Below are 22,821 nucleotides of genomic sequence, written 5' to 3' on the forward strand. Positions count from 1 at the left end.
ACGATGGCGAAAGTAATTATGATACAGGGAACGATGTCAAATGCGGGAAAAAGTCTGCTTGCGGCGGGCTTATGCCGGGTTTTCCATCAGGACGGATACCGTGTGGCGCCGTTCAAATCACAGAATATGGCGCTGAATTCGTTTATTACGAGAGAAGGCCTTGAGATGGGACGTGCACAGGTCATGCAGGCGGAAGCGGCCGGGATCGAACCGTCCGTTTTGATGAACCCGATTCTGTTAAAGCCGACGAATGACACCGGTTCGCAGGTGATTGTAAACGGTGAGGTACTGGGAAACATGAGTGCGCGGGAATATTTTTCCCACAAAAAAGAGCTGATCCCGGACATCATGAAAGCGTACCATGCACTGGAAGAACAGTATGATATCATTGTGATCGAGGGAGCCGGAAGTCCGGCGGAGATCAACCTGAAAGCCGATGATATCGTCAATATGGGAATGGCAAAGCTTGTGGATGCACCGGTGCTCCTCGTCGGAGATATTGACCGCGGCGGCGTTTTTGCTCAGCTTTACGGTACCGTAGAGCTTTTAGAGCCGGATGAGCGCGACCGCATCAAGGGTCTGATTATCAACAAATTCCGCGGGGACAAAACCATCCTGGACCCGGGCGTTGTGATGCTGGAAGAAAAAACACACATCCCGGTGGTCGGCGTGGCGCCGTATCTCCACATCGAAGTGGAAGACGAGGACAGTCTGACCGAGCGATTCACCAGAAAAGAGGAGATCGGTCTCATTGACCTTGCGGTCATCCGTCTCCCGCGTATTTCAAACTTCACCGATTTCAACCCGTTCGAGCGGATCGAAGGCGTATCACTCCGCTACGTAAGCTCTGTCTCCGAACTGAAAAATCCGGATATGATTCTGCTTCCGGGAACGAAAAACACGATGGAGGATCTGCTCTGGATGCGTCAGAATGGTCTGGAAGCGGCCGTACTGAAGGCGGCTGCGGCCGGAAAAGTAATTTTCGGTGTCTGCGGCGGCTTCCAGATGCTCGGAGATACGCTGAGCGATCCGCTGCATGTCGAAGCCGGCGGAACGATCAAAGGAATGGGACTCCTGCCGATGGATACCGTATTTGCCGGTGAGAAGACGAGAACCCGCGCGGAGGGCGCTTTTGGAAAAACAGAAGGCGTTCTTGCCGGGATCGAGGGAACCCGGATTGAGGGCTATGAAATCCATATGGGAGAAACGGTGCGGAAAGAAGAAACAGAAGCATTCACGTTCATCGATGATCAGAACCGTGCTGATTCGGATAAGCTGGACGGTGCACAGAAAGGAAATGTGTACGGTACGTATGTGCACGGCATTTTCGACAAAGAAGAAGTTGCCGAACGGATCGTGGAAGCACTTGCAAAGAATAAGGGAATTGCCATGGAGCAGATTCACGGTGTCGATTACCAGACATTCAAAGAGACACAGTACGATATTCTCGCAGATGCGCTGCGCGAGCATCTCGACATGAAGAAGATTTATCAAATTCTGGAAGAAGGGGCATAAAGATGAAGATAGAACTGGAGCAGGTAAGCCCGCACGAGATTGAAAAGAGAAGCTTTGAAATTATCACGGAAGAATTAAACGGAAGAACGTTTCCAGAGGATCAGGAACTGGTTGTAAAGCGGTGTATCCACACAAGTGCGGATTTTGATTATGCGGATAATCTCTGCTTTTCGGAGCATGCGGTGGCAAAAGGCATCGAGGCGATCCGGGAGGGAGCCTGCATTGTGACGGATACGCAGATGGCAAGATCCGGCATCAACAAAAAGGTGCTTGCGCGCCACGGCGGTGAAGCGCTCTGCTTTATGTCAGACGAAGATGTTGCGGCAAGAGCAAAAGAAACCGGAAGCACCCGCGCGGCAGCCTGCATGGAAAAAGCAGCGGAGCTGGATAAAAAGCTGATTATTGCGGTTGGAAATGCGCCGACGGCACTGGTCCGCCTCTATGAACTGATCGGGGAAGGAAAAATAAAACCGGCGCTGATCATCGGAGTTCCGGTCGGCTTTGTCAATGTGGTACAGTCCAAAGAACTGATTATGCAGACCAATATCCCGTATATCGTGGCACGCGGACGAAAAGGCGGCAGCAATATCGCGGCGTGCATCTGCAACGCACTCCTGTATATGATGGATCAGGACCGCGGATATTAAAAATAGATGAAAAAACGGAAAGCAGAAGTCTTGACAGATTTCGAATCACCGTTTATACTATGGAACATGGAAAAAGGCTTGGAAGGGAACAAGTAGACGTACAAAAACGCGGACAGAAAGTAGCCGGCAGATGAGAGGCGCATGCAGGTTCTGTACGATTCGAATACATCCCGGAGTTGCGCACCGAATAAAACGGGCGGCAGAAGAACTATGATGCACGTTTTTAGTAGGCTGCGACGTAAGAGACGAACGTTACAGCGTCAGGGTATTCAGAGGTTTTGGATACCGACAAAGGCAGCTGCCGTGAGACAGCTGTGAAGTAAGGTGGTAACACGGGAGATACGGGCTCTCGTCCTTTGAATCGGAAAGGACGGGAGTCTTTTTGTATAAAAAACTTTGGTCCCAGACGGTAACACATACCCGAAAGTCAACCGAAAAAAGGAGAAAAACAAAATGCAGATTTATGACGAACTGATCGCCAGAGGCCTTCTGGCACAGGTAACCGACGAAGATGAAATCAGAGACCTGGTAAACAATGGAAAAGCAACGTTCTATATCGGATTCGACTGCACCGCAGACAGTCTGACCGCAGGTCACTTCATGGCACTGACCCTGATGAAACGGATGCAGATGGCAGGAAACAAACCGATCGCCCTGATCGGCGGCGGCACCACCATGATCGGTGACCCGTCTGGAAGAACCGATATGAGAAAAATGCTGACCCGCGAGGAGATCGACCACAACGCAGAGTGCTTCAAACGTCAGATGGAGCGTTTCATCGAGTTCGGCGAGGGAAAAGCTATGATGCTCAACAACGCAGACTGGCTGCTGAACCTGAACTATGTAGAACTGCTCCGTGAGGTAGGTGCATGCTTCAGCGTCAACAACATGCTCCGTGCAGAGTGCTACAAACAGCGTATGGAAAAAGGTCTTTCCTTCCTGGAGTTCAACTATATGATTATGCAGAGCTACGACTTCTATCACATGTTCCAGAAATACGGCTGCAATATGCAGTTCGGCGGCGATGACCAGTGGTCCAACATGCTGGGAGGAACCGAACTGATCCGCCGTAAACTTGGAAAAGATGCCTATGCAATGACCATCACCCTTCTGACCGACTCTCAGGGCAAGAAGATGGGTAAAACCGCAGGAAACGCTGTATGGCTTGACCCGAACAAGACCAGCCCGTTCGATTTCTACCAGTACTGGAGAAACGTGGACGATGCCGATGTCTTAAAATGTATCCGTATGCTGACCTTCCTGCCGCTGGAGCAGATCGACGAGATGGATTCCTGGGAAGGAAGCAAGCTGAACGAGGCAAAAGAGATCCTGGCCTATGAGCTGACCTCCATGGTACACGGCGAGGAAGAAGCAAAGAAAGCGCAGGAAGGCGCACGTGCCGTATTCTCTACCGGAAGCTCCGAGCATATGCCGACCAGTGAACTTTCTGCAGAGGATTTCACGGACGATAAAATCGATATCGTAACCCTTCTTGTCAAAGCAGAGCTTGCAAAGACCAGAAACGAAGGACGCCGTGCCGTAGAGCAGGGCGGTGTATCCGTAGACGGTGAGAAAATCACAGATCCGAAATATGCCGTAGAAAAAGCAGCCTTCGGCGAGGACGGTATCGTTCTGAAAAAAGGAAAGAAGAATTTCAAAAAAATTTGCGTTAAATAATTAAGTGTGCTATTATAAAAGAATGGATTCCCGGAAGAAATTCCGGGACACACTGAATTATTTGGAGGACAAACAGTCATGGAAAAATATGGCGTAAACGAATTACGAAAGATGTTTCTTGAGTTCTTCGAGAGCAAAGGACATTTTGCTATGAAGAGTTTTTCGTTGATTCCACACAACGATAAAAGTCTTTTACTGATCAACTCCGGTATGGCTCCGCTGAAACCTTACTTCACAGGCGCAGAGATTCCGCCGAGAAGAAGAGTAACAACATGCCAGAAATGTATCCGTACCGGCGATATTGAAAATGTAGGAAAAACAGCCCGTCACGGCACCTTCTTTGAGATGCTCGGAAACTTTTCCTTCGGTGATTATTTCAAACACGAAGCAATCGCATGGTCCTGGGAGTTTTTAACACAGGTAGTAGGGCTCGATCCGAATCGTCTGTACCCATCCATCTATCAGGACGATGATGAAGCATTTGATATCTGGAACAAAGAGATCGGCATCCCGGCAGACCGTATTTTCCGTTTTGGAAAAGAGGACAACTTCTGGGAGCATGGCGCAGGTCCGTGCGGTCCGTGTTCTGAGATTTATTATGACCGCGGAGAAAAATACGGCTGCGGCAAACCGGGATGTACCGTTGGCTGCGAGTGTGACCGTTACATGGAAGTATGGAACAACGTATTCAGCCAGTTCAACAACGACGGCGAGGGCCACTACACCGACCTGATCCAGAAGAACATTGATACCGGTATGGGACTTGAGCGTCTGGCCGTTGTCGTACAGGATGTAGATTCCATCTTCGATGTCGACACCATTCAGGCACTCCGCAACAAAGTATGCGAAATCTCCGGAAAAGAGTATGATAAAGATCATGAGACCGATGTTTCCATCCGCCTTATCACAGACCATATCCGTTCCGCAACATTCATGATTTCCGATGGAATCATGCCGACCAACGAAGGAAGAGGCTACGTACTGCGCCGTCTGATCCGCCGTGCAGCACGTCATGGCCGTCTGCTTGGCATTGACGGACTGTTCCTTGCCCGCCTTTCCGCAAGCGTAATCGAAGGCTCCAAAGACGGATATCCGGAACTTGAAGAGAAAAAAGATTTCATCTTCAACGTTCTGAACAACGAGGAGACCCAGTTCAACAAAACCATCGACCAGGGACTTCATATCCTCTCCGAGCTCGAAGAAAAAATGCAGAGCGAAGGCAAAAAAGTTCTGGACGGACAGGATGCATTCAAACTGTACGATACCTACGGATTCCCGCTGGATCTGACCAAAGAGATCCTCGAGGAGAAGGGCTACGGCATCGACGAGGACGGTTTCCATGCAGCAATGGAAGAGCAGAGAGAGCGTGCAAGATCGAGCCGTGAAGTAACAAACTACATGGGTGCTGATGCAACCGTTTACGATGAGATCGACCCGTCCGTAACAACTGAGTTTACCGGATACGATCATCTGGAGGATACCTCCAAAGTAACCGTTCTGACGACAGAGACTGAGATTGCAGAATCTCTGATGGAAGGCCAGAAGGGAACCATTTTCGTAGAGAAAACTCCGTTCTACGCTACCATGGGCGGTCAGGAAGGCGACTGCGGTATCATCAAAGGAGCAAATGGTGTATTCGAAGTAGAAGATACCATCAAACTCCGCGGCGGAAAATACGGCCACGTCGGTGTCATGAAATCCGGTATGATTTCAAACGGCGAGGAAGTTACACTTCAGGTCAACGAAGAGGCAAGAAAAAATATCGAGAAGAACCACAGCGCAACACACCTTCTGCAGAAGGCATTAAAGACTGTTCTCGGTGCACACGTAGAGCAGAAAGGTTCTCTCGTAACCCCGACCAGACTCCGTTTCGACTTTGCCCACTTCCAGGCTATGACACCGGAAGAACTGGAAAAAGTTGAGAATCTGGTAAATGAAAAGATTCAGGAGCAGATCCCGGTTGTAACCGACATCATGGATACTGAGGAAGCAAAGAAATCCGGCGCGATGGCTCTGTTCGGTGAGAAATACGGCGACAAAGTACGTGTCGTTTCCATGGGAGACTTCTCCAAAGAGCTCTGCGGTGGTACCCATGTAAAGAATACCGCTGAAATCGGACTGTTCAAACTTGTTTCTGAGGCAGGCGTTGCAGCAGGTGTCCGCAGAATCGAAGCTCTGACCGGACCGTCTGTTACTGCATACTATAAAGCACAGGAAGAGAAAATACATGAGGCAGCAGCTCTCTTAAAGACAACACCGGCGGATCTCCTCGAGAAGATCGCTCATCTGCAGGCAGAGGCAAAAGCACTCCAGGCAGAGAATGAGTCCTTAAAGAGCAAACTGGCAAAAGAAGCGCTCGGCGATGTTATGGATAAAGTAACCGAAGTCAAAGGTGTAAAACTTCTCGCTGCATCCGTACCGGATGTCGATATGAACGGACTGCGTGACCTTGGCGACCAGCTGAAAGAAAAACTGGGAAGCGGCGTTGTTGTTCTGGCATCTGCAAAGGACGGTAAAGTAAGCCTTCTTGCCATGGTAACCGATGATGCGATGAAGAAAGGTGCACATGCCGGAAAACTGATCAAAGAAGTGGCAGCCGTTGTCGGCGGCGGCGGCGGTGGACGTCCGAACATGGCACAGGCCGGCGGAAAGAATCCGGAGAAGATCGACGAAGCAGTTGCAAAAGCTGCTGAGGTACTGGAAGGCCAGATCGCATAACAATAAGCAGGAAAAACAGCACAAAATCCTGCCGCCTGCAGGGCAGAAAAAGGAGCCAGGCAGGCGGCAGGGAAAAATTTTGCAAAAAAATGAAAAAACTTGTTGACGTACGAGATTTTTCTGGTATAATAAGAACAGTGCAAAAAATACCCATACAGTTGTATTATGCACAATCTACAACTGGAGGGAGGTTAGGTGTGAGACTATGTCAAATGTAATCGTTAAAGAAAACGAAACGTTGGACAGCGCTTTACGCAGATTTAAGCGTAGCTGTGCAAAAGCTGGCATTCAGCAGGAGATTCGTAAAAGAGAGCATTACGAGAAACCAAGTGTTCGTCGTAAAAAGAAATCTGAAGCTGCCAGAAAACGTAAGTATAATTAATGTGCAAAAAATCCCCGGCGATCTGTTTTGCCGGGGATTTTTATACTTGTAACTTAAAGTCGCAGGTTTTGACAAAACAGCAAGGCGGTGACAAATGAGAATTTTGTACAAAATAGCAAACAAGCTGTTTCGTATCGTGAAAAAGATTCTGAAGCTGCTTACCAGCCGTATGGTCATTATCGGTGTTGCACTTCTTCTGGAATTTTGCTGGCTGGCCGGAATTGTGATGCAGCTCAATGAAAAATCTGTCTACATCAACTATGCGGTCACGATCCTTTCCCTGATTGCAGTGCTTTCGATTATCAATAATCCGAAAATGAATCCCGGCTACAAACTGATGTGGGCAGTCTGTATCCTGGCGCTTCCGGTAACCGGAATCTGCCTGTACGGCATTCTCGGCCATTCCAGTGTGGCAAGAAAATTCCGTACACATTACGATACAGTTCTGCTTTCGCAGGGAGGCGTTCTTGGAGAGGAAGAAGAGACGCGTAAAAAGCTCGAGGAAGAAAATATCCTGGCAGCGGGGCAGTCTTCCTATCTGACCAATTATGCGCATTATCCTGTTTATGAAAATACAGAAACAGAGTATTACCCGCTGGGAGATGTATGGTTTGAGCACTTTATTGAGGAACTCAAAAAGGCAGAACACTACATTTTTATGGAATATTTCATCATCAGCGAGGGGTATCTGTGGGATACGGTGCTGGAGATTCTGAAGGAAAAAGCGGCCGCCGGTGTGGATGTGCGGCTGATTTACGATGATTTCGGCTGCGTGACGACACTGCCGTATCAGTATTATAAATCGCTGCAGCAGATGGGCATCAAGTGTGCGGCGTTCAATCAGTTCCGACCGGTGCTGAATGTCATTTTAAATAACCGTGACCACCGGAAAATTGCCGTGATCGACGGTCATACGGCTTTCACGGGCGGCATTAATCTTGCGGACGAATACATTAACCGCAAGGAGCGGTTCGGCCACTGGAAGGATTCCGGAATCTGTCTGCATGGTGAGGCGGTATGGAGTTTTACGGTGATGTTTCTGCAGATGTGGAGCACAATCACCGGTATGGAATGCGATTTCGAATCATACCGGCCGGAAATCTATCACAAGGAAGCGTTTAAAAAAGACGGTTTTGTGCAGCCGTACGGCGATTCCCCGCTGGATGGAGAGACAGTAGGCGAGCATGTTTATCTGAACATTATTTCACAGGCGAAAAAATATCTTTATATTTTTACCCCGTATCTGATTCCGGACAACGAGACGCTGACCGCTCTCTGCATGGCGGCAAAGCGCGGAGTCGATGTGCGGATTGTAACGCCGGGCATCCCGGATAAGAAGATTGTCTATATTCTGACGCAGGCCAATTACGAGATCCTGCTGGAATCCGGCGTTCAGATTTACCAGTATACGCCAGGCTTTATCCATTCCAAGAGCTTTGTCTGTGATGATGAAGTTGCGACGGTCGGAACGATCAACATGGATTACCGGAGCATGTACCTGCATTTTGAGTGCGGTGTCTGGATGTACGGCAGCAGTGCGGTTGCCCAGGTAAAAGAGGATGCGCTGATCACGTTTGAACAGTGTGAGCAGATCAATATGGACTACTGCCGAAAGAAAAATTTTGCAGTCCGTGCACTCCGCGGTGCGCTGAAGTTTCTGGCACCGTTGCTGTAAACGGAACAGACAGCATAGTTCTGCGGTCGTCTGCATAGCCTGTAGGGAAGAAAGAGCAGATGTTTCGGGGGAATATGAAGAGAAGAACACGAAATATCGTCTGGAGCCTGCTGATGATCCTGGCGCTTCTTGCAGCGCCCTTGAAAGTGATTGCGGCAGAGCAGAATGGAGAATCTTCCGACAAGCAGCAGAACGAAACAACGGAACAGAAAACAGAAGAGACGGAGGAGACAGCACCGGAGATGACAACGGACCTTGGGCTGGCTTCGCCGTCTGTTCTTTTGATGGAGGCACAGACCGGAACTGTTCTGTACGAGAAAAATGCGTCGGAACAGCGAAGCCCGGCGAGCATCACAAAAATCATGACGCTGCTGCTGATTTTTGAAGAGCTCGAAAAAGGGACGCTCCAGCTGACCGACGAAGTGACGACGAGTGCGCACGCCAGAAGTATGGGCGGGTCCCAGGTTTTTCTGGAAGAGGGCGAAAAGCAGACCGTTGAGACGATGATCAAGTGTATTGTCGTTGCTTCGGGAAACGATGCATCTGTAGCGATGGCAGAGCATATTGCGGGGACAGAAAGCGAGTTCGTCAGCCGGATGAACCAGAAAGCAAAAGAACTCGGCATGAACGACACGAAGTTTGAGGACTGCTGCGGCCTCACGGATTCCGACGGCCATTACACGACAGCGGCAGATGTGGCGAAAATGTCTCGGGAGCTGATCGAGCGCTTTCCGCAGATCCTGAACTATTCCTCTATCTGGATGGAAGAGATTACGCATGTCACACAGAAGGGAAGCAAACCATTCACCCTCACCAATACAAATAAGCTGATCCGCGGCTATGAGGGCTGTGTGGGACTGAAAACAGGAAGCACCTCGAAGGCGAAGTACTGCGTCTCGGCAGTGGCGAAGAAAAATGATCTGACGATGCTGGCAGTCGTGATGGGAGCACCGGACTACAAGGTGCGGTTTGCAGATGCAGCGTCACTGTTCCAGTATGGGTTTTCGTCCTGCAGCATCTACATAGACCGGGAACGTGATCTCCTGCCGGAACTTTCGGTTGTTTACGGAAAGCAGGATACGGCAGAACTGGAATATGCGGAAGAATTCCGCTATCTTACGACGGGCGGGACGGTGATTGGTGAAGTGGAAAAAACGATGGAACTGCCGGAAGAGGTGCAGGCCCCTATCCAGAAAGGCGAGTGTGCCGGAAGAGTTGTTTACAAAGCAGACGGTGAGGAACTTGGTTCCGTTGCGATTTTATATGGAGCAGACGTGGCAAGAGCCGGCATGTGGGATCTGTTCGGATGTACGATGAAACAATATTTTCTTGGGACGGCATAAAGCCGGAGTATCATGCGCGAAAAGGAGAAAAACATGGCAAAGAAAAATTACTATGCGGTAAAACAGGGAAAGGTTCCGGGCATCTACCGGACATGGGATGCGTGCAAAGCGCAGGTACACGGTTATCCTGGCGCAATTTACAAGGGATTTGAGCGTCTGGAGGAGGCAGAGGCCTTTCTGGGCGGCGGTAAAATGCCGGAACCATTGCTGCGGGAAACAAAAGGAACGTATTTCGCTGCCCCGGAACGAAAGGCAGTACAGAGCACGGCAGCACCCGATCCTTCTTCTTGGGACTGGGAACACCTGATTCTGGCGGAAAAACCATGCGAAGACCCGGAATACGCCGGTGTCGGCAGGAGCGCCGTCGCATACGTGGATGGAAGCTATCAGCATGCGCTCGGAAAGTTCTCCTGCGGTGTGGTCCTCTTCCTGGACGGAAAAGAGTTGAATCTTGCAGAAGAATACAGCGACCCGGATCTCGTCTCCATGCGGAATGTGGCAGGCGAGATCAAGGGCGCAGAGCTGGCCATGGCTTACTGCCTGACACATGATATTCCGGAGCTGGCCATCTATCACGATTACCAGGGAATCGCAAGCTGGTGTACGAGAGAATGGCAGGCGAAAAAACAGGGAACCATCGATTACCGGAATTTTTACGATCTGGCATCGGCCAAAGTTGCGATCCGCTTCTGCAAAGTAAAGGGCCACACCGGCGTCACCTACAACGAAAAAGCCGATCAGCTGGCAAAACAGGCACTGGGCTTATAAACAGCAGGGAAAACGGGTTGTCATACACCGAAAAATCAAGTATAATGAACGATATGAGAAAATTTACAACGACCTATTACAAACTTTCGTCAAACGGAAAATTTCCGGAAGGAAACGGTTTTCGTCTGGCGTTTATCAGTGATCTTCACAATATGGAGTTTGGCCCGGACAACACGGTGTTAAAGGCAGTCATCGATGAGGCGGCTCCGGATCTTGTCATCATCGGCGGGGACCAGATTGTGGCAAAGCCGGGGGAGAACCTCGACCCGGGTCTGAGTTTCGCGGAACGTCTTGCGGAGGAATACCAGGTAATCTATGGCTGCGGAAACCACGAATACCGTCTGAAGCTGTATCCGGAACAGTACGGTGATCTGTATGAAAAGCTCCGGGAGCGCCTGAAAAAGGCAGGAATCTGCTATCTGGAAAATGAGACGGCGGATCTTACCATCAGCGGCTGTCCGGTCCGGATCTACGGCTATGCCATGGACCGCACCTATTACAACCGCTTTTACCGCGGACCGCTGCCGGTTTCGGAACTGACGGACAACCTTGGAAAACCGGATCCGGCGCACTACGGCATTCTGCTGGCGCATCACCCTGCCTACCGCAGCTCCTATGCATCATATGGAGTCGATCTGACGCTTTCCGGCCATTATCACGGCGGCGTGGTGGGCCTTGGCGCGCACCGGGGGCTTGTGACGCCGGATTTCCGCCTTTTTTCGAAAAACTGCCGCGGGCTGTTCCTGACGGGCGGCACCTGCCAGATCATCAGTGCAGGAACGGGCGAACACACCATTCCGGTCCGCATCTGGAACAGAAGAGAATTGATTATTACAGATATCGGGAAACCGTAAGGGAGAACAGAGCACATGGCGATACCAGTAAAGCTTCCGGTGTTTGAAGGACCGCTGGACCTTCTTCTTCACCTGATCGATAAAAACAAAATAGATATTTACGATATCCCCATTGTAGAGATTACGGACCAGTATCTGGAATACATTCATCATATGGAGCGGGAAGACCTCGACATCATGAGCGAGTTCATGGTCATGGCGGCGACGCTTCTGGATATCAAATGCCGCATGCTGCTTCCGAAAGAAGTGAATGAGGAAGGCGAGGAAGAGGACCCGAGAGCCGAGCTGGTGCAGCAGCTTTTAGAGTACAAAATGTACAAGTACATGTCGTACGAGCTGCGTGACCGCATGAACGAGGCGAGCCGTTCCGTGTACAAGGAACCGACGCTTCCAAGAGAAGTGCTGGAGTACAGGACGCCGGTCGACACCTCCGAGCTCCTCTCGCAGATTTCTCTCGCGAAGCTCCATACGATCTATAAAATGATTTTAAAGCGCCAGGAGGACAAGATCGACCCGATCCGAAGCAAGTTCGGAAAGATCGAAAAAGAAGAGGTCAGCCTGCCGGACAAGATGACGTATGTCGAGCAGTTTGCTGTTAAAAAACGCCGCTTCAGCTTCCGCGACCTTTTGGAATCCCAGCCGGGCAAGGTGCATGTGATTGTCACCTTCCTTGCAATCCTGGAGCTGATGAAAACCGGCAAAATCCGGATCAGCCAGGAGGAGCTTTTCGGGGATATCCTGATTGAATCCCTGGAGGATGAAGACACCGTAGTTGTGCCGTATACAGACGAGACAGACAGTGAGGACAAGACAGATGGAAGAACAGAACAGGAATAAAGAAACTGCCCCGGGTGAGGCAAGACGCCCCTCTTCGGTCGAGGAGGCGGAAGCAGCCATCGAGGCAGTCCTTTTTGCGATGGGAGATTCCGTGGAGCTGGGAAGGATTGCAAAAGCGATCGGCCATGACACGGAGACGACCCGCAGGATTCTGAACCATATGATGGAAAAATATAATACGAAAGACCGCGGCATCCATATCGTGGAGCTTGAAAATGCGTATCAGATGTGCACGAAACAGGAATATTATGATTATCTTGTCAACATCGCCATGCAGCCGAAGAAGGCGGTTCTGACCGACGTCATGATGGAGACCCTCTCGATCATTGCCTACAAGCAGCCGGTCACGAAGCAGGAGATCGACAAGATCCGCGGCGTCAAGAGCGATCACGCGGTCAACAAACTGGTGGAGTACAATCTGGTGCAGGAGCTTGGCCGCCTCGACGCGCCGGGCCGCCCGATTGTGTTCGGCACGACCGAAGAATTCCTGCGGAACTTCGGCGTCGATTCCACCGACAATCTGCCGGAGATCAGTCCGGTCAAGATGGAGGACTTCCGCGCAGAAGTGGAAGAGGAAATGCAGATCAAGCTGGATGTCTGATCCGGCAGGAGAAAAAAGAAGGGAGATACCGATATGCCTACTACGTACGCACACGACAGGTTCGGAAGAGAAGTCTATGAACAGCTTCCGGCAAATTTGAAAAAGATCATTCGAGAAAACAAAAAATTGTATCTGATCGGACTGCACGGGCCGGATATCTTCTTTTATTACCATCCGTTCTCGAAAAACCGTGTGTCTGATTACGGAACGTTTCTGCATGAACAGACGGCTTCCGTTCTGTTCGATGATGAGGTGAAAAAGTATCAGCAGAGCCCGTCAGAGGCGATGGAAGCGTATCTGTTAGGCTTTGCCTGCCATTACCTTCTCGATTCGACGTGTCATCCGTATATCGGGAAATTTGTGGATCACACTGGAATTTCCCATACAAAGATTGAGACGAGCCTTGACCAGTACTTCATGCTGGAGGACGGCCTCGATCCGCTCGTATACCGTCCGGCATCGCCGATCTGCCCGCACACCGACGGCAACAAGGTCATCCACCGCTGTTTTCCGGAAATCGGGGAAACAGAAATTGTCGAATGCCTGAAGGGCATGAAGCTCTGGACGAGAATCACGATCTGCCGCAGCAGTGCGGTAAGAAGCCTTCTTCTTGGAGCGATGAAACTGGTCGGCTGCTATGATTCGATGGGCGGCCGTGTGATGCCTGGAAGGCCTCAGAAGGAATGCGAAGCGGGCACACGGAATCTTGTCCACCTGTACGAAAGAGCGCTTGCAGAGGCGCCGCAGGAGCTTGTAAAGCTGGATGAAGTGCTCCATGGAAACGGAACGCTTTCCCCGCGCTTTGACCACAATTTTGATTAAAACAGACTTTTGAGAGCAACAGTAAGAATAGAAAAATCCCGGCAGGAATCTTTCCTAAGAATTCCTGACCGGGATCTTTTTTTGTCCGAAAGCAGATCTTTAATTTGATTTTACTTCACGCCACAGCTGGTTGTAAACCTCATCGGCATCATCGCCAAGATACGTAAAGGTTTCGCACCGTGCAAGCGTTTCCTCATCCGGGAAGGCGATTTCACTGTTTCGGATATCGTCATCCTCAATCAGTTCACGCGCCGCATCATTCGGCGTAGAGTAGGTAATATACTCAAAGTTTTTCAGTGCGATGTCCGGCCGGCAGAGGAAATTCAGGAATTTCTCTGCGTTCTCGACATGCTGCGCATCTTTTGGAATGCACCAGGAATCGATCCAGACGTTGGAGCCTTCTTTTGGAACAACGTATTCCAGATCCGGGTTTTCACGCTTCGTGTAGATAGCTTCACCGGAGTAAATAACGCCGATAGCCGCCTCATTTCCGATCATCTTGTCACGCACCTGATCCACAACGTACGCCTGCACGAGAGGTTTCTGTGTCACAAGCAGATCCTTCGCCTCCGTCAGCTCCTTGATATTGGTGGAGTTTAAGGAGTATCCCAGATCCTTTAAAGCAACAGCAAACGCATCGCGCACGCTGTCCTGCATCAGAATGCTGTCGCGGTAATTGGTATCCCACAGAACAGACCAGGAGTCGATCGGCTCGCTTACCATTTTTTTGTTGTACAGAATACCAACTGTTCCCCAGCAGTACGGGATCGAGTAGAGATTGCCCGGGTCGAACTGCTCGGAAGTCTCGTAGTACATATCTCCAATGTTGGAAGCGTTCGGAATATGGTCAAAGTTGATCGGCTGCAGCAGATCGTTCTGGATCATCTTCTGAATCATATAGTCGGACGGGCAGACAAGATCGTAGGAAATCGCACCGGATTTGATCTTCGGATACATGATTTCGTTCGTCTCATACTCCTCGTAAACAACGTGGATACCGGTTTCTTCCTCAAAGATATCGATGACATCAGAATCCATATATTCGCCCCAGTTGTACACAATCAGCTGCTGGGAGCCGCCGGCTGAAGCATTCTGGCTTCCGTAGTAAATACCGCCGCCGCCGATGACAAGCACCATGGCGATCGGAAGAATCCGGCGGAAGACCACACGTTTCGTGATGCGGAAACGGATGCCCTTCTTCGCCATAGCCTCGCGCTCTTTTGCCTCCTCTTTTTCTTCCTTCGGAGAAGGATTCACATTCACAAGGAGCAGCAGAAGCAGTACGGTAACAAAAAGAATCGTGGAGAGCGAGTACATCTCCGGCTTGATTCCCTTGCGGACTTCGGCATAAATCTTTGTGGAGAGCGTATCAACGCCCGGTCCCTTGGTGAAGTAGGTGATAACGAAATCATCGAGGGACATCGTAAAGGAGAGCAGAAAGCCCGAAACAACGCCTGGCATGATGTCCGGGAAGATAACTTTCCAGAATGCATACAGCGGAGAGGCACCAAGATCGAGAGCTGCCTCGTACGTCGATTTGTTCGTCTGCTTTAATTTCGGCATAACGCTCAAGATAACGTAAGGAACATTGAACGTAATATGTGCCATCAGAATGGTACCGAATCCAAGCTGAATGCGGCAGATGATAAAGAGCAGCATCAACGAGATACCCATGACGATCTCACCGTTCAGCATCGGAATATTGGTGATGCCCATGAAAACCGTCCGGCTCTTTTTCGACATGCTGTTGATGCCGATGCACGCAAGCGTTCCCAGCACAGTCGCAATCGCAGAGGCAAGAAGCGCGATGATCAGTGTCGTATACAGCGCATTCATGATCTCTGTATTGGCAAACAGTGAGCGGTACCAGTGCAGGGTAAAGCCGCCCCATTTGGCACGCGTTTTTGAATCATTAAAGGAGAGCACCACAAGGGTGACAATCGGCGCATACAGAAGAATAAAAATGAGTGCCATGTAAATTTTTTCCAGTTTCTTTCTCAAAATGCCGTTCCCTCCCCGTCTTTATCGTATTTGTTCATCAGAACCATCGACAGGATGATGAAGATCATCAGGACTGTGGAGAGTGCACTTCCGGCATTCCAGTTGTTGGTCTGTTTGAACTCCTGCTCGATGACGTTTCCGATCAGAAGGATCTTGCTTCCGCCGAGCAGGTCGGAAATAACAAAGGTTGTAAGCGCCGGGATGAATACCATGGTAATACCGCTTACGATACCCGGCGTGGTGAGCGGCAGCGTTACTTTCAGAAACGTCTGCACACTGTTTGCTCCGAGGTCCCTTGCTGCGTTGATGACATCACGGTCGATCTTAATCAGAACATTGTAGATCGGCAGAACCATAAACGGCAGGAAGTTGTACACCATACCGAGAATGATCGCTCCCGGTGTATTGATGATAGAAATGCCGGGCAGATGGAAAAACGCGAGGATGCTGTTGATGACGCCGTTTTTCTCAAGCAGTGTCTGCCATGCAAGCGTACGGAGCAGAAAATTCATCCACATCGGGAGAATGAAGATCAGCACAATAAAGCTGGTCTGATTGACATTCCGGTTTGCCAGAATCATGGCAAGCGGATAGGCAAGCAAAAGACAGAGCGCGGTGCTAAGAAGCGACAGCCACAGCGCCAGGCCGAGTGCCTTGATGTTTTCCTTCGTCGCAACGTAGGCGAAATTCGAAAGGGTAAAGCCGCCTTCTTCCCCGGTGAACGCATAGTAGAGAATCAGGATCAGCGGGATGATGATGAAACCGGCAGCCCAGACGGCATACGGTGCTGCCAGCCATTTCTTTAATTTATTACTCTTCAATGGCTGCCGCCTCCTCATCTTCGGATTCCGGTTTGTTCATAATCTGGATATCGAACGGATCGACGTGAATGCCGACTTCCTGTCCGACCGGGAACAGATCGGTAGAGTGAACGAGAAGCTCAAAGCCGTTCACCGTAACCTCCATCTCATAGTGAACACCTTTGAAAATCAGATGGGTGACACGTCCGCGGATGGTACCTTCCTCCGGCTTCACAAGATCAATATCCTCCGGGCGGATCACAACGTCGATCGGTTTGTTTTTGCCGAATCCGACATCAACGCACTCGAACTTCGCACCGAGAATCTCGACGAGACGGTCCTCAATCATGATGCCGTCGAGAATGTTGCTGTCACCGATGAAGTCTGCAACGAATGCGTTCTGCGGCTCATTGTAGATGTCTTCCGGTGTGCCGATCTGCTGGATATAACCCTGGTTCATGACAACAATCGTGTCCGACATAGTAAGCGCCTCTTCCTGATCATGGGTGACATAGACAAAGGTGATACCAAGCTCGTTTTTCAGACGGATCAACTCGTACTGCATATCCTGACGGAGCTTTAAGTCAAGTGCGCCGAGCGGCTCATCCAGAAGCAGAACTTTTGGTTCGTTGACAATCGCGCGCGCAATGGCGATTCGCTGCTGCTGGCCGCCGGAGAGAAGCGCCGGGGAGCGGTTTTCGTAACCCTCAAGGTTAACAAGTTTTAATGCGTATTTGATTTTGTCATCGATATATGCTTTGGATTTTCCTTTGATTTTCAGCCCGAAAGCAATGTTTTCCGCAATTGTCATATGCGTGAAAAGAGCATATTTCTGGAACACCGTATTTAACTGGCGTTTGTTCGGCGGAAGCTGGGTGATATCCTGTCCGTTAAATAAAACCTTTCCGGCATCCGGTGTCTCAAAACCGCCGAGGATACGTAATGTGGTTGTTTTTCCGCAGCCGCTCGGGCCAAGGAGGGTAAGAAATTCGTTTTCACGGATATAAAGATTCAGATCATCCAGAATGGTAACTCCGTCGTACGATTTTGTGATGTTGACCAGATCAAGTAATTTGGTACTCATGTGTAATATGCTCCTTTCGGGTTGTGAAATTTGGAACACCGTTTCTCGTGAAAATCACGCGATGTAAAAAATCTAAAAATAAGGCGGTGAACTGACCCAGAGAATGATGGCCGGTGTTTTACCCGGATTTTCCAGATAGTGATTACAGGAAGCGGGATAGTAGAAGCTTTCCCCTTTCTTCACTTTGTGGCATTCATCTCCAAGATGAAGGAGAATACGGCCGGAAAGTACATAGCCGAATTCCTCGCCTTCATGCGGTGAATCAATCTCGGTGCACGCGCCGCTTTGCAGCGTCAGCCGGATTGGCTCCATCCTGTTTTTCTGTGCATTCGGAACGATCCATGCGATCTCGTTGCCCTGCGCTTCAGCGGTCTTTACAAAGTAATCTTCTTCGCAAAAGACAACCTGATTGTCCTGCTCTTCGCCGAAAAACGTTTTTAGATCCGTTCCAAGGCAGGTAAGAACATCAACCAGCGTGGCGATCGAGGGAGAGGTCACATCGTTTTCAAGCTGGGAAATAAATCCCTTTGACAGCTCGCTCCGATCTGCCAGTTCCTCCTGCGTCAGCCCTTTCCACATCCGCAGTTCCCTGATTTTTTTTCCGATTTCCATAAAAAATCCTTTCTGCATCCAAAGTCTTTCCCGGGATCCTTTTGCTGAATACGGATTCTCAGGAAATCTCAGTAAAAATAAACAAAAAGTTTAGTGATTCTATACAAACACGGGGAATTATACATGATATGGATCGCAGTGTCAATAACTTTGTGAAATTTTACCATGATTTTGCAGGAAACCTCATATAATGAAGAAGAAGCAGACAAAAAGCCGGTCCCAAAAGAGCGTCCGGCTTTTCCGTTTTTAAAGAGAAAAAACACAAGGGGGATCTGATTTTGAACAGAAAAAGAAGAAACAAGACAGGTTTTTTCCTGGGAATCCTGCTTCTGTTTTTGGGAAGTGTGTCCGTGACTGCGACAGAGCAGGAGAGCGAGCCGAATCAGCTGTTTGCAACGGCGGCATGCCTGATGGATGGCGATACCGGCCGTGTGCTGTTCGGAAAACGCGAGACAGATCCTATGGCAATGGCGAGCACAACGAAAATCATGACATGCATTCTGGCACTGGAAAACGGACAAGAGCAGACGGTCGCAACTGCATCGGCTAAAGCAGCCGCAGCGCCGAAAGTACATCTCGGTGTGCGGGAGGGAGAACAGTTTCTGCTTGGCGATCTTCTGTATTCCCTGATGCTGGAATCGCATAACGACGCGGCGGTAATGATTGCAGAGACCATCGGCGGAAGTGTAGAGGAATTTGCATCGCTTATGAATGAAAAAGCCGCAGCAATCGGCTGCACAGATACGCATTTTGTGACGCCGAACGGTCTCGATGCTTCTGACGCAGGCGGAGATCACCACACGACAGCAGCTGATCTGGCACGGATCATGCGATACTGTGTCTGGATTTCACCGAAAGCCGCCCAGTTTCTCGCAGTGACGCAGACGCGGTCCTATACCTTCTGGGATCTGGAAAAGAAAAACATGTTCAACTGCTATAATCACAACGCACTGCTGGATCAGATGGATGGAGCTGTTTCGGGAAAAACCGGCTTCACGGCAAAAGCCGGTTACTGTTATACCGGTGCGCTGGAGCGGGATGGAAAGCGTCTGATTGTGTCGTTGCTTGCGTGCGGATGGCCCAGCCATAAAAACTATAAATGGGCGGATGCCGCAAAGCTTTTAAACTACGGGCTGGAATCGTATATGTATCGTGACGTGCTGGACCATAGCTGGAACCCAGGGCAGATTGAAGTAGCAGACGGTGTTTACGACGGGATGCTGCAGGTAAAAAGCAGCGCCCGCCTTACCCTTACAAGCCCGGCGCTTGATCCGGCGCGCTCGCTTCCCGCTCTTCTGAAAGAGACAGAAATACCGGAAAAAGACATTTTTTTACCGGAGCTTTTGAAAGCCCCGGTAAAGAAAGGAGAAAAGGTCGGTTCGGTTACGTATTCGATCGACGGGATTCTTCTCGCGGAATATCCCGTCTATGCAGCCGAAACGATCGAGAAAATTGATTATGGGTGGTGCATGGAAAAGGTCGCAGAGCGCCTCTTTTGTCATTCTTCGGTATGAGTCACTTTTGCAAGTGTTTCTGTTGAAAGAATTTTCCGGATATTGCAGAGAAACAGCGTAACGGCAGTGATAACAGAACATACATCAGCGATCGGTTCTGCATAGTAAACGCCCATGACACCGAAGAAATGCGGCAGAATGAGTGCAAGCGGAATCAGAAGGATGACTTTTCGAAGCAGTGCAATAAAAAGAGAAATCTTCGCCTGGCCAAGACCGAGGAAGGAACTCTGTACGCCGCTCTGCAGTCCGAAAATTGCCATGCCGGCAATGTAAACCGGAAGTACCTTCTCTACGATGACAATCAGTTCCGGGTCAGTCGTGAAAAGACCGGCAAAAAGAGCCGGACGAAGCATTGCGAATACAACGTAGACGAAAGCGGCAGTAAAAGTAATGGCGATCATGCGCCGGATTGTCTGGCGGACACGGTCAAACTGGCCTGCACCAAAGTTGTAGCTGATGATCGGCTGTACACCGTTCGTAAAGCCGTTGACCGGTACGAAAATCAGCTGCAGCACCGACTGGAGAATTGTCATCGAGCCGACATAGAGGTCGCCGCCGTACGTCTGTAGCCCGTGGTTCATGACGATTGTGATGGCACTTTCCGTTGCAGACATGATAAATGGTGAGATGCCGAGTGCCATGACAGAGCCTAAAATGGAAAAATCCGGTTTCATGGTGCGAAGAGAAAGGCGGACACCTGATTTTTTTGAGGTAAGAAACCGAAGAACCCATGCAGCACTTAAAGCCTGGGAGAGAATGGTAGCAAGTGCGGCCCCGGAAACACCCATATGAAGAACGAAGATGAAAACCGGGTCAAGACCAATGTTGATAACAGCGCCAATGAGAACGGAGCACATGGCCGTGCGTGCGTGTCCCTGACAGCTGATAAAAGTATTCAATCCGACAGCCAGCTCGACAAATACGGTTCCGACAAGATAAATGGAAATATACGTGGAAGCGTATCGGATTGTGTTGCTGCTTGCACCAAAGAGGTACAGAAGCGGTGTCTGAAAGAAAAAGAAAAACGCCATCAGACACACGGAGAAAAAGAGCAGCAGGGAAGTGGAGCTTCCAAGAATTTTTTCTGCGCGGTCCCGGTTTTTCTGTCCGAGTGCGATGGCGGCAAGAGGAGCACCGCCTCCACTTGCGAATCCGGCAAAGGCGGAGATGATTGTGATAATCGGAAACGTGACGCCGACACCGGTCAGTGCCAGGGAACCAACATCAGGAATCCGGCCGATATAAATGCGGTCTACAATGTTATATAGTACATTTACAATCTGTGCGAGGACAGAGGGAAGGGCCAGTTCGAGCATCAGTTTCCCGATTTTTTCGGTGCCGAGACGGCCATCTTGCTTGGTCTGCATGAAAAAAACCTCCAGTTTTTTTGTTGATGAAACGTATATTTTTCTGCGTCCTTTTCGTGGACATTGCTTCTATTATAGCTTTTTAAGGGCAATCCTGCAAGAAAAAAACGAAAAACTTTGCAATCCGTTGTGAAAGTCTACAGGCTTTTCCCGGAAACGCAAAACAGGGTGTACGGAAGAAAAAAAATATGGTACGCTATAGGACGAAGCGAAAGTGATTTCGTGAAAAACTTTTAGAAAGTAGTGGGAATAGATGGAGGAAAATCATATGCGAAATCTGTTAGTAGCGCAGTCTGGCGGACCGACCGCGGCGATCAATGCAACGGTGGCAGGAGTTGTTTCCTGTGCTGTACTGTCCGGAAAAGTAGATCATATTTATGGTGCGGTAAATGGAATTGAAGGCGTGCTTGCAGAAAAATTTCTTGATCTTGGACAAAAACTGGATTCAGCAGAAAAAATCTCTCTTCTGATGCAGACCCCGGCAGCAGCGCTTGGCTCCTGTCGTTATAAACTGGGCGATCCGGAAGAAAACAAGGAGGATTTTGAAGAAATACTTCAAATTTTTCGCAGACATGAGATCCGTTATTTTATTTATATCGGCGGAAATGATTCGATGGATACCGTAGACAAGATGTCAAAGTACTGCAAAGAAAACGGTGTGGACGATGTGTTTGTTGTCGGGGCGCCAAAGACGATTGACAATGATCTTGTCGAAACGGATCACTGCCCGGGCTTTGGATCTGCGGCAAAATATCTGGCAGCAACCTTTGCAGAGCTGGAGAGAGACTGCCATGTATATGAAAAGAAGGCTGTGACCATCGTGGAGGTCATGGGAAGAAACGCAGGATGGCTGACGGCAGCGTCTGCACTGTCCCGTGTCAACGGCGGAGAAGGGCCGAGCCTGATCTATCTTTGCGAGCCGGTCTTTGACACCGAACAGTTTTTAAAGGATGTGCAGGAAAAACTGGAACAGAAGGACAGTGTTCTGGTTGCAATCAGCGAGGGCATCCATGACAGCGAGGGCCGCTATGTTTCTGAGCAGGTGCAGAGCGATGCACAGGATCAGTTTGGGCACAGCTACATTGCAGGTTCTGCAAAAGTACTCGAAGAGCTGGTGCGTGACCGTATCGGCTGTAAGGTAAGATCGATTGAACTGAACCTGATGCAGCGGTGCGCGGCTCATCTTGCGAGTGCGACCGATCTTGAGGAGTCCCGTATGCTCGGCATGAAAGCCTGCCAGTGTGCACTGGAAAAACAGGGAGGACAGATGGCATCGATCCGAAGAATCTCCGCGGATCCTTACCGCGTGGAGTATACCTCCGTTCCGGTATCGGAAGTGGCAAATAAAGAAAAGAAAGTGCCGCTTTCCTGGATTACAGAAGATGGTCATGATGTGACCGAGGAGATGATGGCGTATCTTCGTCCGCTGATTCTTGGCGAACCGGCGATGCAGTATGAGAATGGAATTCCGGTTCACATTGAACTATATTAAACCGAAGGAAAAACGTGTAAGAAAAGCCGCCGCCGGGCGGCTTTTTTGTACGATGCGGAAAGAAAACAGGACTTTTTGAAAAAGGAAAGGCCGGGAAAAATCAAGTTTGACC

The 22,821-nt window shown here is 49.8% G+C and carries 19 protein-coding genes; 14 read left to right on the forward strand and 5 right to left on the reverse strand.

Translation table 11 applies throughout. The annotated features are described in order from the left end of the window. Positions 1-3 precede the first annotated feature (3 nt). From DWX00_RS04955 to DWX00_RS05010, 12 genes are all read left to right on the forward strand, one after another. Entirely contained in the window at positions 4-1,515 is a 1,512-nt protein-coding gene (locus tag DWX00_RS04955; protein WP_118594746.1) for a cobyric acid synthase, read from the forward strand. Between the two features lie 2 nt (positions 1,516-1,517). Further along, complete coding sequence (locus tag DWX00_RS04960; protein WP_055218068.1) at positions 1,518-2,162, forward strand: precorrin-8X methylmutase; 645 nt, start codon at positions 1,518-1,520, stop codon at positions 2,160-2,162. A gap of 453 nt (positions 2,163-2,615) precedes the next feature. Further along, a complete protein-coding gene (gene tyrS / locus DWX00_RS04965; protein WP_022462314.1) occupies positions 2,616-3,839 on the forward strand; it encodes a tyrosine--tRNA ligase in 1,224 nt (407 codons plus the stop codon). A 78-nt stretch (positions 3,840-3,917) separates the two neighbouring features. Further along, positions 3,918-6,557, forward strand: a complete 2,640-nt coding sequence (gene alaS / locus DWX00_RS04970; RefSeq protein ID WP_118594747.1) for an alanine--tRNA ligase — start codon at positions 3,918-3,920, stop codon at positions 6,555-6,557. Between the two features lie 205 nt (positions 6,558-6,762). Next, positions 6,763-6,939 (forward strand): 30S ribosomal protein S21, encoded by a 177-nt coding sequence (rpsU, locus tag DWX00_RS04975; RefSeq protein WP_004222305.1) that lies wholly within the window; start codon positions 6,763-6,765, stop codon positions 6,937-6,939. 94 nt (positions 6,940-7,033) lie between these two features. After that, positions 7,034-8,614 (forward strand): cardiolipin synthase, encoded by a 1,581-nt coding sequence (cls, locus tag DWX00_RS04980; protein ID WP_055226404.1) that lies wholly within the window; start codon positions 7,034-7,036, stop codon positions 8,612-8,614. A gap of 74 nt (positions 8,615-8,688) precedes the next feature. Further along, the gene (locus DWX00_RS04985; protein WP_243037961.1) at positions 8,689-9,957 is read left to right on the forward strand and encodes a D-alanyl-D-alanine carboxypeptidase family protein; all 1,269 of its coding nucleotides are present in this window, start codon (positions 8,689-8,691) and stop codon (positions 9,955-9,957) included. Between the two features lie 33 nt (positions 9,958-9,990). Beyond that, positions 9,991-10,725, forward strand: coding sequence for a ribonuclease H1 domain-containing protein (locus DWX00_RS04990; RefSeq protein ID WP_022462318.1), 735 nt, complete (start codon positions 9,991-9,993; stop codon positions 10,723-10,725). Positions 10,726-10,778: 53 nt separating this feature from the next. Further along, complete coding sequence (locus DWX00_RS04995) at positions 10,779-11,579, forward strand: metallophosphoesterase (protein WP_158578756.1); 801 nt, start codon at positions 10,779-10,781, stop codon at positions 11,577-11,579. 15 nt (positions 11,580-11,594) lie between these two features. Continuing rightward, the gene (locus DWX00_RS05000) at positions 11,595-12,416 is read left to right on the forward strand and encodes a segregation and condensation protein A (RefSeq protein ID WP_118594749.1); all 822 of its coding nucleotides are present in this window, start codon (positions 11,595-11,597) and stop codon (positions 12,414-12,416) included. After that, entirely contained in the window at positions 12,394-13,017 is a 624-nt protein-coding gene (scpB, locus tag DWX00_RS05005; protein WP_022462321.1) for an SMC-Scp complex subunit ScpB, read from the forward strand. The genes DWX00_RS05000 and scpB overlap by 23 nt, the downstream gene beginning before the upstream one ends. 33 nt (positions 13,018-13,050) lie before the next feature. Then, positions 13,051-13,839, forward strand: a complete 789-nt coding sequence (locus DWX00_RS05010) for a zinc dependent phospholipase C family protein (protein WP_118594750.1) — start codon at positions 13,051-13,053, stop codon at positions 13,837-13,839. 99 nt (positions 13,840-13,938) lie between these two features. On the opposite strand, the gene DWX00_RS05015 is transcribed toward DWX00_RS05010, so the two are convergent. The 4 genes from DWX00_RS05015 to DWX00_RS05030 all read right to left on the reverse strand — a co-directional run bounded on the left by DWX00_RS05015 (position 13,939) and on the right by DWX00_RS05030 (position 18,336). Continuing rightward, a complete protein-coding gene (locus DWX00_RS05015; RefSeq protein ID WP_431834936.1) occupies positions 13,939-15,813 on the reverse strand; it encodes an extracellular solute-binding protein in 1,875 nt (624 codons plus the stop codon). Positions 15,814-15,836: 23 nt separating this feature from the next. After that, on the reverse strand, positions 15,837-16,679 hold the full coding sequence (locus DWX00_RS05020; protein WP_055218051.1) for an ABC transporter permease: 843 nt from the start codon (positions 16,677-16,679) through the stop codon (positions 15,837-15,839). Further along, entirely contained in the window at positions 16,651-17,724 is a 1,074-nt protein-coding gene (locus DWX00_RS05025) for an ABC transporter ATP-binding protein (RefSeq protein ID WP_117509007.1), read from the reverse strand. The genes DWX00_RS05020 and DWX00_RS05025 overlap by 29 nt, the downstream gene beginning before the upstream one ends. Before the next feature lie 72 nt (positions 17,725-17,796). After that, entirely contained in the window at positions 17,797-18,336 is a 540-nt protein-coding gene (locus DWX00_RS05030; protein ID WP_055226534.1) for a cupin domain-containing protein, read from the reverse strand. 278 nt (positions 18,337-18,614) lie between these two features. Here DWX00_RS05030 and DWX00_RS05035 point away from each other — a divergent pair, with 278 nt between their 5' ends. After that, positions 18,615-19,850: a D-alanyl-D-alanine carboxypeptidase family protein gene (locus DWX00_RS05035; RefSeq protein WP_226906314.1), complete on the forward strand. Its 1,236-nt coding sequence runs from the start codon at positions 18,615-18,617 to the stop codon at positions 19,848-19,850. Here DWX00_RS05035 and DWX00_RS05040 read toward each other — a convergent pair. Then, positions 19,835-21,217: an MATE family efflux transporter gene (locus tag DWX00_RS05040; RefSeq protein ID WP_055226390.1), complete on the reverse strand. Its 1,383-nt coding sequence runs from the start codon at positions 21,215-21,217 to the stop codon at positions 19,835-19,837. The genes DWX00_RS05035 and DWX00_RS05040 overlap by 16 nt on opposite strands. 268 nt (positions 21,218-21,485) lie before the next feature. Here DWX00_RS05040 and DWX00_RS05045 point away from each other — a divergent pair, with 268 nt between their 5' ends. Beyond that, a complete protein-coding gene (locus DWX00_RS05045; RefSeq protein ID WP_118594752.1) occupies positions 21,486-22,709 on the forward strand; it encodes a 6-phosphofructokinase in 1,224 nt (407 codons plus the stop codon). Positions 22,710-22,821: the final 112 nt, after the last annotated feature.

Origin of the sequence: Blautia sp. AF17-9LB (assembly GCF_003479185.1) — a bacterium.
Classification (GTDB): Bacteria; Bacillota; Clostridia; order Lachnospirales; family Lachnospiraceae; genus Fusicatenibacter; species Fusicatenibacter saccharivorans.

Excerpts from the sequence above, each read along its gene's own strand:
- rpsU (WP_004222305.1), top strand. The coding sequence starts at position 6,763 with ATGTCAAATGTAATCGTTAAAGAAAACGAAACGTTGGACAGCGCTTTA.
- DWX00_RS05020 (WP_055218051.1), bottom strand. The coding sequence starts at position 16,679 with ATGAGGAGGCGGCAGCCATTGAAGAGTAATAAATTAAAGAAATGGCTG.
- DWX00_RS04960 (WP_055218068.1), top strand. The coding sequence starts at position 1,518 with ATGAAGATAGAACTGGAGCAGGTAAGCCCGCACGAGATTGAAAAGAGA.
- DWX00_RS05000 (WP_118594749.1), top strand. The coding sequence starts at position 11,595 with ATGGCGATACCAGTAAAGCTTCCGGTGTTTGAAGGACCGCTGGACCTT.
- DWX00_RS04990 (WP_022462318.1), top strand. The coding sequence starts at position 9,991 with ATGGCAAAGAAAAATTACTATGCGGTAAAACAGGGAAAGGTTCCGGGC.
- cls (WP_055226404.1), top strand. The coding sequence starts at position 7,034 with ATGAGAATTTTGTACAAAATAGCAAACAAGCTGTTTCGTATCGTGAAA.
- DWX00_RS05040 (WP_055226390.1), bottom strand. The coding sequence starts at position 21,217 with ATGCAGACCAAGCAAGATGGCCGTCTCGGCACCGAAAAAATCGGGAAA.
- DWX00_RS05025 (WP_117509007.1), bottom strand. The coding sequence starts at position 17,724 with ATGAGTACCAAATTACTTGATCTGGTCAACATCACAAAATCGTACGAC.
- tyrS (WP_022462314.1), top strand. The coding sequence starts at position 2,616 with ATGCAGATTTATGACGAACTGATCGCCAGAGGCCTTCTGGCACAGGTA.
- DWX00_RS04995 (WP_158578756.1), top strand. The coding sequence starts at position 10,779 with ATGAGAAAATTTACAACGACCTATTACAAACTTTCGTCAAACGGAAAA.
- DWX00_RS04985 (WP_243037961.1), top strand. The coding sequence starts at position 8,689 with ATGAAGAGAAGAACACGAAATATCGTCTGGAGCCTGCTGATGATCCTG.
- DWX00_RS05045 (WP_118594752.1), top strand. The coding sequence starts at position 21,486 with ATGCGAAATCTGTTAGTAGCGCAGTCTGGCGGACCGACCGCGGCGATC.
- DWX00_RS05015 (WP_431834936.1), bottom strand. The coding sequence starts at position 15,813 with ATGGCACTCATTTTTATTCTTCTGTATGCGCCGATTGTCACCCTTGTG.
- DWX00_RS05010 (WP_118594750.1), top strand. The coding sequence starts at position 13,051 with ATGCCTACTACGTACGCACACGACAGGTTCGGAAGAGAAGTCTATGAA.
- alaS (WP_118594747.1), top strand. The coding sequence starts at position 3,918 with ATGGAAAAATATGGCGTAAACGAATTACGAAAGATGTTTCTTGAGTTC.
- DWX00_RS04955 (WP_118594746.1), top strand. The coding sequence starts at position 4 with ATGGCGAAAGTAATTATGATACAGGGAACGATGTCAAATGCGGGAAAA.
- DWX00_RS05030 (WP_055226534.1), bottom strand. The coding sequence starts at position 18,336 with ATGGAAATCGGAAAAAAAATCAGGGAACTGCGGATGTGGAAAGGGCTG.
- scpB (WP_022462321.1), top strand. The coding sequence starts at position 12,394 with ATGGAAGAACAGAACAGGAATAAAGAAACTGCCCCGGGTGAGGCAAGA.